This is a genomic window from Rhizobium herbae (genome assembly GCF_017873135.1).
Lineage (GTDB): Bacteria > Pseudomonadota > Alphaproteobacteria > Rhizobiales > Rhizobiaceae > Pararhizobium > Pararhizobium herbae.
Genome location: NZ_JAGGJV010000004.1, coordinates 505,329 through 519,120, shown reverse-complemented (window position 1 = coordinate 519,120; position 13,792 = coordinate 505,329). Strand labels below are relative to the sequence as shown.

General features: G+C 60.7%; 11 protein-coding genes. 4 read left to right on the top strand and 7 right to left on the bottom strand.

Annotated features, from left to right (window positions below; translation table 11 throughout):
• Positions 1–14: 14 nt before the first annotated feature.
• The 3 genes from J2Z75_RS14080 to J2Z75_RS14070 are packed head-to-tail and all read left to right on the top strand — an operon-like array spanning position 15 to position 4,860.
• Positions 15–1,127, top strand: a complete 1,113-nt coding sequence (locus tag J2Z75_RS14080) for an efflux RND transporter periplasmic adaptor subunit (RefSeq protein WP_209853333.1) — start codon at positions 15–17, stop codon at positions 1,125–1,127.
• Positions 1,124–4,234 carry an efflux RND transporter permease subunit gene (locus J2Z75_RS14075; RefSeq protein ID WP_209853331.1) on the top strand — a complete coding sequence of 1,037 codons (3,111 nt, stop codon included), beginning with the start codon at positions 1,124–1,126 and terminating at the stop codon, positions 4,232–4,234. The genes J2Z75_RS14080 and J2Z75_RS14075 overlap by 4 nt, the downstream gene beginning before the upstream one ends.
• Positions 4,235–4,254: 20 nt before the next feature.
• Positions 4,255–4,860, top strand: a complete 606-nt coding sequence (locus J2Z75_RS14070) for a TetR/AcrR family transcriptional regulator (protein ID WP_209853329.1) — start codon at positions 4,255–4,257, stop codon at positions 4,858–4,860.
• A 243-nt stretch (positions 4,861–5,103) separates the two neighbouring features.
• Here J2Z75_RS14070 and J2Z75_RS14065 read toward each other — a convergent pair whose 3' ends face one another.
• The 6 genes from J2Z75_RS14065 to J2Z75_RS14040 all read right to left on the bottom strand — a co-directional run bounded on the left by J2Z75_RS14065 (position 5,104) and on the right by J2Z75_RS14040 (position 10,865).
• On the bottom strand, positions 5,104–5,883 hold the full coding sequence (locus J2Z75_RS14065) for an inositol monophosphatase family protein (protein WP_407692762.1): 780 nt from the start codon (positions 5,881–5,883) through the stop codon (positions 5,104–5,106).
• Positions 5,880–6,764, bottom strand: coding sequence for a glycerophosphodiester phosphodiesterase family protein (locus J2Z75_RS14060; protein WP_209853327.1), 885 nt, complete (start codon positions 6,762–6,764; stop codon positions 5,880–5,882). Before J2Z75_RS14060 ends, J2Z75_RS14065 begins: the two co-directional genes overlap by 4 nt.
• A 44-nt stretch (positions 6,765–6,808) precedes the next feature.
• Positions 6,809–7,669, bottom strand: coding sequence for an ABC transporter permease (locus J2Z75_RS14055; RefSeq protein ID WP_209853325.1), 861 nt, complete (start codon positions 7,667–7,669; stop codon positions 6,809–6,811).
• On the bottom strand, positions 7,670–8,524 hold the full coding sequence (locus J2Z75_RS14050) for an ABC transporter permease (protein ID WP_209853323.1): 855 nt from the start codon (positions 8,522–8,524) through the stop codon (positions 7,670–7,672).
• The gene (locus J2Z75_RS14045) at positions 8,524–9,564 is read right to left on the bottom strand and encodes an ABC transporter ATP-binding protein (protein WP_209853321.1); all 1,041 of its coding nucleotides are present in this window, start codon (positions 9,562–9,564) and stop codon (positions 8,524–8,526) included. The genes J2Z75_RS14050 and J2Z75_RS14045 overlap by 1 nt, the downstream gene beginning before the upstream one ends.
• Positions 9,565–9,635: 71 nt before the next feature.
• Positions 9,636–10,865: an extracellular solute-binding protein gene (locus J2Z75_RS14040; RefSeq protein ID WP_209853319.1), complete on the bottom strand. Its 1,230-nt coding sequence runs from the start codon at positions 10,863–10,865 to the stop codon at positions 9,636–9,638.
• Between the two features lie 144 nt (positions 10,866–11,009).
• Between J2Z75_RS14040 and J2Z75_RS14035 the strand changes: the two genes are divergently transcribed.
• On the top strand, positions 11,010–12,173 hold the full coding sequence (locus tag J2Z75_RS14035) for an ROK family transcriptional regulator (protein WP_209853318.1): 1,164 nt from the start codon (positions 11,010–11,012) through the stop codon (positions 12,171–12,173).
• Positions 12,174–12,237: 64 nt separating this feature from the next.
• Here the strand turns inward: J2Z75_RS14035 and J2Z75_RS14030 are convergent, their stop codons facing one another.
• A complete protein-coding gene (locus J2Z75_RS14030; protein ID WP_209853316.1) occupies positions 12,238–13,785 on the bottom strand; it encodes a SpoVR family protein in 1,548 nt (515 codons plus the stop codon).
• Positions 13,786–13,792 lie beyond the last annotated feature (7 nt).

Genomic DNA, 13,792 nt, shown 5'->3' with positions numbered 1-13,792 from the left:
GAAGAGAACTTAAAATGAAACGCAAACATATCCTGACTTTTGTGGGTCTCATGGTGGCAGCGGGGGGCGGGGCCTTTTTCCTGGTTTCCGAATCCCCTAAACGGGAAGCCGAGGCTGCAGACCCAAGGACTGCTTCACCACTGGTAAGGGTGGCAGAGGCGATGAAGACGGAAACGGCGGAGCGCTCTTTTACCGGCACGGTCGCTTCGCGGGTACAGAGCAACCTCGGGTTTCGGGTTCCGGGCAAAATCGTCCAGCGGATGGTCGATGCGGGCCAACAGGTAAGACAAGGCCAGGCCCTGATGCGGATCGACGAAACCGATCTCCAGCTCGCGCTGACAGCGAAGCGCAATACGGTTACCGCAACGCGTGCTGTCCTGATCCAGGCACAAGCCGATGAGAAACGCTATGCGGCGCTTGTGAAAAATGGATTGGCTGCCACTCCACAGCGGTATGAACAGGCGAAAGCGGCCCTCGACACGGCCTCGGCCCAGCTTGCTGCGGCGGAAGCCGACGCTGAGGTCGCAGAAAATGCAGCAGCCTATACGGTCCTATTTGCAGACTCGGACGGAACAGTCGTCAATACGCTTGGAGATCCTGGGCAAGTCGTGACTGCAGGCCAGACGGTGGTTCAACTCGCGCAGGCTGGACCGCGGGAAGCCGTTGTCTGGCTACCTGAGACTTTACGCCCACGGGTAGGGTCCGAGGCGGAGGCCAGTGTCTACGGAGGCGACGGGCTCAGCGGGAAAGCCCGCCTGCGGCAGATCTCGGATGCTGCCGATCCCCAGACCCGGACTTACGAGGCACGCTATGTTCTCGATGGTGCCGCCGCCTCTGCCCCGCTCGGCTCGACGGTCACGATTAAGATTCTGGACGCGGGCAAGCAGTCGGAGGTCGCCGTACCAGTCGGCGCCATCCTGGACGATGGTCGCCGCGCGGGTGTTTGGGTCGTCGACAGCGGCACCTCTACCGTGAAGTTCACCCCGGTCGAAATCCAGCAGATCGGCGAGGAGACGGCGTTTGTCACCGGCATTGGTATTGGCGAGCAGGTTGTCGCGCTGGGCGCGCATCTTCTGGAAAATGGCGCTGCTGTCAGGGTCGCCTCTCAGCAAGAGGTGAAAAAATGAGTTTCAATCTTTCCGCCATCGCCGTTCGCGAACGCGCCGTTACGCTATTCTTTATCGTTCTGTTGGCCGCCGCAGGGGTCTATGCGTTCGTCAAGCTGGGACGCGCCGAAGATCCCTCCTTTACCATCAAGACCCTGACGGTCACCTCAGTTTGGCCAGGCGCTACCGCGCGTGAAATGCAGGATCTTGTCGCCGAGCCACTTGAGAAACGCATTCAGGAACTCACCTGGTATGACCGTGTGGAAACGACAACACGGCCGGGCTACGCCTATCTCACGGTGACGCTCAAGGATAATACTCCGGCGAGCGCCGTTGCAGAGGAGTTCTATCAGGCTCGCAAAAAGCTTGGCGACGAAGCCCGAAATCTTCCTTCCGGCGTCATTGGCCCCTTTGTCAACGACGAGTATTCCGATGTCAGCTTCGGCCTTTATGCACTGAAGGCGAAGGGGATGCCGATGCGCGACCTCGTGCGGCAGGCGGAGGTCATTCGTCAGGATCTCCTGCATGTTCCGGGCGTCAAGAAAATCAACATTCTCGGCGAACGCCCCGAACAGATCTTCGTCGAATTTTCCTATGCCAAGCTCGCGACACTCGGGATATCGACCCAGGATATCGCCTCAGCATTGCAAAGGCAGAACACAGTCACGCCGGCCGGCTCGATCGACACGCGTGGGCCACAGGTCTTCATCCGTTTCGACGGAGCCTATAACAGCGTGCAGGCAATCGCCGACACGCCGATCGTAGCAGCCGGACGGACGCTGAAGCTCTCCGATCTGGCGGATGTGCGGCGCGGCTATGAGGATCCCGCGACCTACGTCATCCGCCATGAGGGTGAGCCGACAGTCATGCTCGGTGCCGTGATGCAGCAGGGCTATAACGGTCTTGAGCTCGGAAAGGCGCTTGAGGCGCGGTCCTCCGAGATTGCGCAGACATTGCCGCTTGGCATGACGCTCACGAAAGTCAGCGATCAGGCCGTCAACATTGAGGAGGCGGTCGGTGAATTCATGCTCAAGTTCGCCATGGCGCTTGGCGTCGTGCTGTTCGTCAGTCTGGTCGCACTCGGCTGGCGCGTCGGCATTGTTGTCGCGCTCGCTGTGCCGCTCACCCTCGCTGTCGTCTTCCTCATCATGCTAGAGACCGGACGGTTCTTCGATCGCATCACCCTCGGCGCCCTGATCCTTGCACTGGGCCTTCTCGTAGACGACGCCATCATCGCCATCGAGGTGATGGTCGTGAAAATGGAAGAGGGCATGGACCGCATCAAGGCGGCCGCCTATGCCTGGAGCCATACGGCGGCGCCGATGCTGTCCGGCACCCTGGTCACGATCATCGGACTGATGCCCGTGGGCTTCGCGAGATCGACCGCGGGTGAATATGCCGGCAACATTTTCTGGGTCGTCGGTTTTGCCCTGATCGTTTCGTGGATCGTCGCGGTGACTTTTACGCCCTACCTCGGGGTAAAGATGCTGCCCGATATCAAGCCGGTCGAGGGCGGTCATCACGCCATCTATGATACGCCGAACTACCGTCGCCTGCGCTCCCTCATCGCGTTCGCGGTTCGCCATAAATTCATGGTGTGCGCCGTGGTCGGTATCACGATGGCTGTTTCCGTCGTCGGCATGGGAAGCGTCAAACAGCAGTTCTTCCCGACATCCGATCGGCCCGAGGTGCTGGTCGAAGTTCGCATGCCCGAGGGTGCGAGCATCGAAACCACGACTGCCGCGGTGGAGAAGGTCGAAGGCTGGCTGAAAACCCAACCGGAAGTGAAAATTGTCACCAGCTATGTGGGACAGGGTGCACCTCGCTTCTTCTTCGCCATGGCACCGGAACTTCCCAATCCCGCCTTTGCCAAGGTGGTCGTGCTCACTCCGGACGCTCATGCGCGCGAGGACTTGAAGCATCGCCTGCGCGCCGCGATTTCCGAAGGGCTGGTTCCTGAGGCATCCGTACGTGTAACGCAGCTTGTCTTTGGTCCTTACACGCCATTTCCGGTCGAGTTCCGGATCATGGGACCGGATCCGGATGAGCTCTACAAGATTTCCGAGCAGGCTCTTGCCATTATGAAAAGTGTGCCTGATGTCCGCCAGGCCAACAGGGATTGGGGTAACCGAACCCCTGTGCTGCGGTTTATCCCCAATCAGGATCGACTCAATCTGATCGGTCTTTCTCCTTCGGAAGCGGCCCAGCAGATGCAGTTGCTGCTGAGCGGCATCCCCGTCACCCAGGTGCGCGACAACATCCGCAACGTTCCCGTCGTCGCGCGTAGCGCAGGTGACAACCGGCTTGATCCTTCAAGGCTTGGTGATTTCTCGCTGATGAGCAGGGATGGCCGGCAGGTTCCACTCGATCAGATCGGGCACTCGGAGATCCGGTTCGAGGAACCGATCCTGAAACGCCGTGACCGCACGCCGGTGATCACGATACGCTCCGATATCAACGAGGCGACACAACCCCCCGAGGTTTCACAGCAGGTCATGAAGGCACTTCAGCCGCTGATCGCATCGCTCCCCGTCGGATATCGTATCGAGATGGGCGGCAACATCGAGGAGTCCCTCAAGGCCAATGTTGCGCTGGTCCAGGTCTTCCCCCTTATGATCGCGGCCATGTTGATCGTCATCATCCTCCAGGTGCGCAGTCTATCGACGATGACGATGGTCATGTTGACTGCACCCCTTGGACTTGCAGGGGTAGTCCCGACCTTGCTTCTGTTCAATCAACCCTTCGGCTTCAACGCGATTCTCGGGTTGATCGGACTGGCGGGTATCCTGATGCGCAACACGTTGATCCTGACGGAGCAGATCAAGGAAAATCAGGCTGCGGGTCTCGATGACTACCATGCTGTCATCGAAGCGACCGTGCAGCGGACACGTCCCGTCATCCTGACCGCGCTTGCGGCGATCCTTGCCTTCATACCTTTGACCCATTCGGTGTTCTGGGGATCGATGGCCTATACGCTGATTGGCGGGACGGCTGCAGGCACAGTGATGATCCTGCTCTTCCTTCCAGCCCTTTACGCGGTGTGGTTCCGAATCAAGCCAACGAAAGAAGAGAGCCATGAGAAAGCGATTGAGCGTCTCGGGCCGCCGATAGCACTGGCTGCGGAGTAGGGGATCCTGTGCCCAGGACGATGAGCCCCCGCACCCGTACGGAAACTGACAACGATCTGTGGCGGGAGCGCATCCTCGATGTGGCGGAAGAACACTTTCGCCGCATCGGTTACCAAAAGACATCGGTAGCCGACATAGCATCCCACCTTGGGATGAGCAGCGCCAATATATATCGCTTTTTTCCTTCAAGGGCGGCGATCAACACGGCGATTTGCGGTCGCATCATCGGACAAACAATGCAATCCGCAGATTCGATTGCACAGATGGAGGGCCCGGCTCACGAGAAGCTCGTAAAACTTTTCGATCAGCTTCACAAGGAACGGAAAAACACCTTCCTCCACGAGAGGCCGGTCCATGATCTGGTTGTCGCCGCAACGGCGCAGAACTGGGTGATCATCGGTGCGCACAATAAGCATCTCGTGGCGATCATCGAGACGATCGTAAATGACGGGATCGACACAGGCGCGTTTCGTGTTGATGCGGCGAAAGCCGCCCGATCTCTGATGAACGCCCTCATACCATTCTACCACCCTGTTCTTATAGAGCAGGGTGTCCGACACGGCGAAGATACAGAAGAAGGTCTGCATGATCAGATCAGCTTTATTCTGAAAGCAATCGGTGCGTGAAGAGGACCGCCCTCAACATGGAGTCGATCATGAATGCCATCCCACAATTGCCGCTGCCCCTCGACCACCTTCTGCTTACCGGCAGCAAGCAGGTTGGGCGCGCTGTCATGAAGGCGGCAAGTGACAACCTTGTCCCCGTCATGCTGGAACTGGGGGCAAGTCGCCGGTCATCATCGAGAAGGGCCAATCGCTGGAGCAGGCAGCATCAGAGCAACCAAAAGTCCGGGGCAGGCATCGCTGTTCTCAAGACCCTCTTGATGCCGCTGGCCATAGCCGCTCGGTCGCTTCGATCAGCGCTCCGGTTCCGGCAGCAATCCAGTAGGCGTCCGATGCCGGATCGTGGCCGATCCTCACCTCAAGGCCGGCTTCACGGACAAGGACGGCGCCGCCGGCGATGTCCCACATCGTGGTGGTTTTTTGCAGGTGCCCGTCGAGAATACCGCGCGCCGTAAAGGCGAGCCCGATCGAGGTCGCATGAAACCCCTCGACGATCCAACCGCTGCGGCGCAGGCCGGTATGCAGGGCAGCGATGTCGTCGATATCGTCCGACAGGCTGTCGCCAAGCGACATCAGACTGACCTCGGCGAAGGGAACGTTTCGCGGGCTTGGATGCCCGTTGAGGAAGAGGCCCGTGCCATCGGCGGCCGCGAGAATATCACCCAGCGCCGGCAGGGCAACGACGCCCAGTTCCGGCCGTCCGTTGCGGACGAAGCCGAGCGAGATGCCCCAGAGCGGCGAGCCGCGCAGGAAATTCGATGTACCGTCGATCGGATCGATGATCCAGTAGGCGTCGCCAGTCTCGCCGCCCATCTCCTCGCCAACGACCGCCTCGCCGGGAAAGGCCAGGGCGAGCCGTTCCCGGATCAGGGTTTCGACGGTCGTGTCGGCTTCGGATACGAAATCCTGCGCTTTTTTCGTGCGTGTTTCGATCGTGTCGCGCGCATGGAAGAAACCTATCGCAAGGATGGCGGCTTCTTCGATCACGGCGATGGCGCGGGCAAGACGGTCCGGTATTGCGGTCACAGGGAAGCTCCGTTGGTGCGGGGACGCGACAGCCAGTTCTTGAAGACGGCAATCGTATCGGTCTGTATCGCACCGACGCCGGCATCGGCAAGCTTGCCCCAGACGGCTTCGGGATTTTCGGCGGCGCGGCTGTCGTTGAAAATGAGGCAATGGGAGACGTCGAGCGTATTGATCCAGAGCCTGATGTTCTGGCGCTCAAGCTCCTCGCGGCCAGCCGCCAGATCGGCGATGTCGGCAAACCGGACCTCGATCATCGGTGCTGCAAGTGGAGCGATACGGCGCAGGTCCTCGGCAAACAGGCCGGGGCGGACACTGAACATCGGCATGTGGGGAATGCTGCCGAACCAGTCGGCATCGCGGATCGGAAAATGCTCCGATGCCGGATCGATCGGGGTCTTCAGGATGACCTGATCCTGCATCGACAGCCGGCGTACCTCGGCTGCGATCAACGGCAGGTCACGCGCGAATTTGGTATCGATGTTGACGGCGATGCGGCCGCGGGCCTCCTCCAGCGCTTCGGCCAGTGTCGGGATGGCTTCCTGAGTCACGTGAGCGCCTATGCCGCCGCCGCCGGACCGCAGACGGGCCTGCCGGATGGCAGCGAAGGGGAGTTGCGCGACGGTCCCCGTGCCGGTCGAGGTCCGGTCGAGCGTATCGTCGTGGATGACGACGAGCATTCCATCGGCGGTCGCCTGCACGTCGATCTCGACGATTTCCACGCCTGCGGCAATCGCGTCATGGATGGCGGCCAGCGAATTTTCCGGTGCGTGGGTCCAGAGGCCGCGATGGGCGACGGTGAGGATCTGCGGATTGTCGCGGGAAAGGAGGGACGGCACGTTCGGGAAGATCCGCTGAACGGAGGATGCTGTCTGGCTGGGCATTGCTTATCTCTTGCTTTGAGGGAGGAAGGACTGGGAGGGGTGGATCAGAGTTTCCCCATGCCGGCGGCCATCAGGTCGTCACGCAGGATGCGGCCGGCGATGACGAAGACGATCAGGGCAGGAAGAAGCAGGATGAAGGCGATGATCGAGGCGATCGGCAGTTGCAGGGAATAGGGATCAAGGAAGGTGTAGAGCTTGATCGGCAGAGTCTCGACGACGGGCGCACCGACGATGAAGGATTTGTCGAATTCCTCGAAGCTGCCGATGAAGGAAAGCAGCCCGCCGGCGAGAAGCCCGGGGACAGCGAGCGGCAGGATGATGTGGAGGACGACGCCGACAGTTCCGGCGCCGAGCGAGCGGGCGGCGTGGATCAGATCGTCCGGAATGGTTTCGAGTGTCGCCGTCATCAGCCGGATCATCAAGGGCAGCGTGCCAACGATCTGTACGAGAATGACGCCCGTGATCGAATAGGACAGGCCGAGGAACAGGAAAACCTGGCCGATGCCGACGGCGACGACGAGGCCCGGAATGATGACTGGCGCCAGAATGAAGATTTCGACCAGCCGCTTCAGCCGGAAGGGAAACCGCGCCATCGCCCAGGCCGTCGGCAGCGCGATGAGGGCTGTCGCAAAGGTGACGACCACGGCAATGACGGTGCTGTTGAGCGCGGCACGCAACAGGCCGGGATCGGCGATCATGTCCAGCCAGCGGCTGAGTGTGTAATCGCGCGGGATTACGTTCGGTGGCGCCCAGCCGTCGGCCACGCTCCAGAGGAACATCAGGACGAGTGGTAGCGCAATGGTCAGCCCAAGGGCCGCGTAGAGACCGGCCGAGACAAGGAGACGGTCGTCTTCATGAAAGACGCGGGCGCGCGCTTTCGGCAGGGTTTCGGCAACGACGGCCATTCACTCGTCTCCCTTGGCGCGGTTGACGCCGATATTGGCCGTCAGTGCGTAATAGGCGAGCAGCACGACGACGGCGAAGAGACTGAGGACCATGCCCATAGCGTAGACCTGCGCGAACCGCCCCTCGCCGAATTCGAAGAGCATCAGCACGGAAAGCGGTCGCGGCGAGGGTGATCCGACGATATCGGGAATGGCATAGGAACCCATGGAGCCGATGAACGTCAAAAGGATCGCTGCGGTGATGCCGGGCATGGCGAGCGGCACTTCGACGAAGGCGAAGGTGTTCAAACGCGAGGCCCCGAGCGACCGCGCCGCGTGCCGGATATCCTCCGGAATGCCGGCGAAGGCGCTGGTGATGATGAGGGTCATGAAGGGGATCTGCTTCCAGACGGTGGCGAGGATGACGCCGATGCCCCATTCGTCGCGGACGAGTTTCGGCATGCTGACACCGAAGGGGGCGATCACCCGGTCGATGAAACCACCGCGCTCGGCCATGATGATGACCATCAGTGCGACGATGATGCCGGGCACCGCCATCGGCAGCTTGTAGAGACCATTGAAGAGCTTTCGCCCCCAGAAGTTCTGCCGGATCAGCAACGCCAGCGGTATGGAGACGAGAAGCGAGACGAAGACAGGGGCAACACCATAGTAGATCGAGGTCTGCAGGCCGCGCAGCATCGTGGCGCGGGTGAAAATCCGCTCATACCATTGCAGGGTGAAGCTTCCATCATCGAGCCGCAGACTGCCGATCAGGGCCGAGACGAGCGGGCCGCCGAAGAAGAGAACCAGATAGCCGACGCCGGGCAGCAGAAGCAAAGCCAGCTGTATCTTGCGATCGTGAAGGGCGGCCTGCATCACGCCGCCTCCGGGAGTTCGCGGTCCTTGAGAAGATGGAGTGCGCCGTTGAAATCGAGCGATACCCGGCTGCCGGCGGCAATCAGGCTTTCACCCCCGGCCTGGCTGACCTTCAGCGTCGTGCCGGCGATACCGACCGTGTACAGTGCATTGGCGCCCATGAAGGAAACGGATGTCACCGTTCCCGCACCCGTGTCGTCCTGCCGGATGGCGATGGTTTCCGGGCGCACCGAAACGCGCGCGATGCCCTTTGCCTGGGCCGACAGGGCAACGAGCTGCCCCCAGGGCAGGCGGGCACGGGTGCCATCGGCGTCGGCGGTGAGCAGGTTCGTCTGACCGAGGAATCCGGCCGTAAACGCGCGGGTCGGGGCGCGGTACAGATCGAGCGGCGTGCCGGTCTCGACCACTCTGCCGCCGTCCATGACGACGATCCGGTCGGACATGGCCATGGCTTCCGCCTGATCGTGGGTCACGTAGATGCTCGTGGTGCCGATCCGGCGGTGCAGGTAGACCAGTTCCTGGCGCAGCGTGTCGCGCAGCTTGGCGTCGAGATTGGACAGGGGCTCGTCAAACAGAAGCAGGCGCGGCTGCATGACGATGGCGCGAGCCAGCGCCACGCGCTGCTGTTGGCCACCGGACAGCTGGCGCGGCATGCGCTCCACCAGCCCGGTCAGATTGCAGATCTCCAGGGCATGCTCGATCCGTCGGGCACGCTCCGGGCTCGGCACGTTCTTCATGCGCAGTCCGAAGGAAAGGTTCTTGCCGACAGACATATGGGGAAACAGCGCATAGGACTGGAACACCATGGCGATGTCCCGCGTTTCGGGCGGCAGGGGATCAATCCGGGTGCCCGCCAGCCGGATTTCGCCGGCGCTCGGGCGGGCAATGCCCATCAGAATACGCAGCAGGGTCGACTTGCCGCAGCCGGAAGGCCCGAGGATAGTCACGAACTCGCCCCGCTCCACATTGATGGAAACCGGATGCAGCGCGCGGGTTGCGCCATAGTCCTTGGTGATGTTGCTGATCTCGAGTTCGCTCATCGGATATCGTCTTTCAATCGCGGAAAAGAGGACCGGCCAAGTGGCCGGTCCATCTCGAAGAGGGCGGCGCCTTACTGGCTGAGCACCTTCTCATCCAGCGCCTCGCCGAGTGCCTTCGCCATATCCCAGAAAGCCGGAGCCGAGAGGCGCGGGTAGACGCTTGAAGGCAAGAGGTATTTCGCGGTTTCCGGTGTGACGAGGTTGCTGGTGAGGTCGGTGCGCGGCGAACGCGAGGCCTTGTTTTCAAGCTTCCAGGCCTGGAAATCCTTGCCGATCGCCATGTCGATCAGGAGCATGGCGGCCGCAACATGCTTGGCGTTGGCCGGAACGAACATGGCGTCGCCGCTCCCGACCTGGCCGTTTTCCAGAAGCGTCAGGCGGAACGTGTCGGGAAGCTGCTTGCCGCGAATGAAAGTCATCACCTGGTCTTCCCAGACGGTGCCAATGTAGAGCTGCTGGTTGTTGATCAGGTTCAGCGTATCGGCATTGCCGTTGGTAAGTTCCGCAACGCTGAGCAGCTTGCGGTAATAATCCCAGACCGGCTCCAGGCACTCGGATGTCATTGCCCAATCGGCCGCCTGTTCCGCAGTCAGCGTATAGTCCGTCAGCTTGGTCCGGCATTCGCCCGTCAGGTAGTTGAGCGCGACGGAATAGATGAAGCCACCGCCGGAACCGCCTTTCGAGGGCAACGTGACGCCAAGCCGCATCGGGTTCTTTTCGGCCCAGGCGAGCAACTCGTCGAAGGTTTTCGGCAGATCCTCCGGCTTGACGAAGGCACTGTCGTAGCCGATCGCCGTCTGGTTGAGATGAACGAGCGGATAGGCGCCGCCATGCGGTTTTCCGAAGAGGGACTGGGCGAACGCCGGGTCGTAGTGATCCATATTGGGCAGAATGCTGGTAAGCGGAATGTTGCCGACCACACCGGCCGATGACAGCAGCGGATAGTCGCCGCCACCGGCGAAATAGGCGTCGACCGGTGCATCCTCGCCGGCCTTCTGCACAGCGATCAGCTGCTGGTTGGCTTGTGCGCCCTTCACGTCGCTGTATTCGACCTTGATGCCATACTTGGCCTCGAAGCGGGTGATCAGTTCCTTCCACGCATCGCCGAAACTGCCGGCGAAATTGTACATGGTGACCGTTCCCTCTGCCTTCGCCGCCGGAACCACGATGTCGTAAAAATTTTCGCGCGTGACCTTGGAAAGATCGAAGTCGAGATTTTTCAGGTTCGTCTCGGCAGCGAAGACGGGGGCCGTTGTTGCTGAAAGGGCAAGGGCCGCAATGGCAAACAGTCTGGCGTTCATGCTGATGCTCCGGGTTGTTTGAATTGGCATTGCGATCAATTAATACACTTTAAGTGTAATATTTATGGCAGACAAGACAAAACCCGTGTGAGCGGTATGCGGAGGCGGTTGCAGGACCTTGCCGGAGCCGGTAAGTCAAAGATCATGTCACGTTCCAAAGCCCCATCCCCGTCTGCTGCGCCTTCAGATCGTGCGATCGAGCCGCTTGCCAGCGACAACGAGCGCATGATCCTCGACATCGTGCGCCGGCATGAGCCGATCACCCGCGCGGCGATGACGGACCTGACCAACCTGACGCAGCAATCGGTCCACCGGCTGGTGGAGGGGCTGATCGAGCGCAATCTCCTACGGGCCGGGCCGCCGCGAAAAGGCGGTCGCGGGCAGCCGAGCCCGACGATCGAACTGGTCGATGAAGCCGTCTATTCGCTGGGTATCTCGATAAACACCGATAGTGCCGTGCTTTGCCTGGCTGATTTCGGCTGCAACGTGATCGAGGAAATGCGGCTTGGTCTTGCGCCGGAGCGCCGCGAAACGACGCTGCAGGCGCTATCGGACGAACTGTCGGCAATGCTGGCCCGGCAGGGGATTTCTCGCGATCGGCTGCTGGGGCTCGGCTTCTCCATGTCCGGCTTCTTCATTTCAGGTATCCGCGAATTCAACGCGCCGGAACCCTTGCGCGACTGGTCGCTGATTGATCTTCGGCCGGATCTCGAGCGGATTTTCCAGCTTCCGGTCTGGCTTGAGAACAACGCGACCACCGGTGCTATCGGCGAAAGCCTGCGCGGCGCGGGACTTTCCTATCAGAGCTTTGCCTATCTCTCTTTCAACCACGGCTTTGGCGGCGGGGTGATCATCGACGGCAAGCCGCATCTGGGGGCCCATGGCAACGCCGGGGAATTCAGCGGGATTTATACGCCGGCGGAATCTCTCAATCGGCCAGCGCTCCAGTATTTGCTAGCCGCGCTGCAGGAACACGGTATCGATATCCACTCCGTCGAAGATCTCCGTAATCGCTTCGACCCCAGCTGGCCGGGCGTCGAAGAATGGCTGGAGCGGACAATGCCGACGCTCGACAGGCTGATTGCGACTCTGATCGCCGTCCTCGATCCGCAGGCGATCGTTTTCGGCGGACAGTTGCCGGTGGAGCTCGGGCGCATGATGATCGCCAGGGTGCGCAAATTCTCCGACCGGGTGCACCGTTACGACGTTGGCCCACCGGAGGCCGAACTGGTCCTCAGCCAGACGAAGGGCGACGCAGCGGTGCTGGGCGCTGCTCTTTTGCCCTTGAAGCTCAGCTATTTTCTCTAAAGCCCGCTTCGTCATCCCCCAAAGCTCCAGGATGTTCGAGCCAGGGATCGAGCATGCCTATCGTCTATCCGCCCAGTTGGGTCGTCGAACATTCATAACGAACGTCGCCTGTTTCCGCGTCAATGCCGGCGAGGCTGACGTCATAACCCCAGAGATGACGAATGTGGCGGAGGGTGGCGTCGCGGTTGCCTTCCTCCAGCAGGATGCCGTTTTTGATGTTGTGCTGCAGGCGAAGCCGGCGGTCGCCGAGGAGATCGACGTCCACCACCTGGATGTCCTGCTGGTTGGCCCCGACGTCGTAGCTCCTGGCCAGCGCCTTGCGGATCGCCTCGTAGCCGCGCTCGTTGTGGATCGAGGCGACTTCGCAATATTTTTCGTCTGCCTGGTCTGTCAGCAGGAACAACCGGAATTTACGGATCAGGTGGGGGCTCAGATATTGCAGGATGAAGGACTCGTCCCGGTGGTTTGCCCAGGCATCGAGCAGGGTTTCTCGCCATTGACCGCTGCCGGCGATCTGCGGAAACCAGTCGCGATCCTCCGAGGTCGGATGGTTGCAGATGCGCTCGATCTCCTGCATCAGGGATAATCCGAGCGCGTAGGGATTGAGGCCCGAAAAACGGGGATCGTCGAAATGCGGCTGAAAGACCACGCTGGAGTGGCTATGGAGCATTTCCAGCATGGCGCCCTCGCTGATCTTGCCCTGGTCGAACAGCCTGTTGATGATGGTGTAGTGCACGAAGGTGGCGCATCCCTCGTTCATCACCTTGGTCTGTCGCTGCGGATAGAAATACTGGGCGATGACCCGCACGATGCGGAGCAGTTCGCGCTGCCACGGTTCCAGGATCAGGCTGTTCTTCTCAAGGAAATAGAGCAGATTTTCTTCCGGCAGGTTGAGCACCTTCTTTCGCTCCAGCGCGTCGCGCTCGGCTTCTTCCGGGTCGGGCCGCCCGGTTGCGCGGGGCAGCGTCCTCCACAGGTCGCTATAGGTCTGTTCTTCGTATTCCAGTCTTTCGCGGGCTCGCTCCTGCTCCTTTTTCGAGGACAGGCGGGGCGGGCGGCGGTAGCGGAAAACACCCTGGTCCATCAGCGCATGGGCGGAATCGAGAATGACCTCCACGGCGGAGGTCCCATGCCGCTCCTCGCATTTGGTAATGTATTTCTTGGCAAACTCCATATAGCTCAGGATGGCGCCGGCGTCTGTCCATTGGCGGAACAGGTAGTTGTTCTTGAAAAAATGGTTGTGGCCGAAGGCCGCGTGAGCGGTCACCAGGGTCTGCATGGCCATGGTGTTTTCTTCCATCAGATAGGTGATGCAGGGGTTGGAGTTGATCACCAGCTCATAGGCAAGGCCGTGATGGCCCTTGCGATAGCCATGTTCCTCGAAGACGAAACGCTTGCCGAAGGACCAATGCTGGTACATCAGCGGCATGCCGACGGATGAATAGGCGTCGAGCATCTGCTCGGACGAAATGATTTCGAGCTGGTTGGGGTAGACGTCGAGTCCGAGTTCGTCGAGCGCGATCGTCTCAATCGCATCATAGGCATGCGACAGCGTCTTGAAGCTCCAGTCGGAACTCTGAAACAGCAGTTTCGAGGCTGCGTTTTTTCCCATCCCTGGC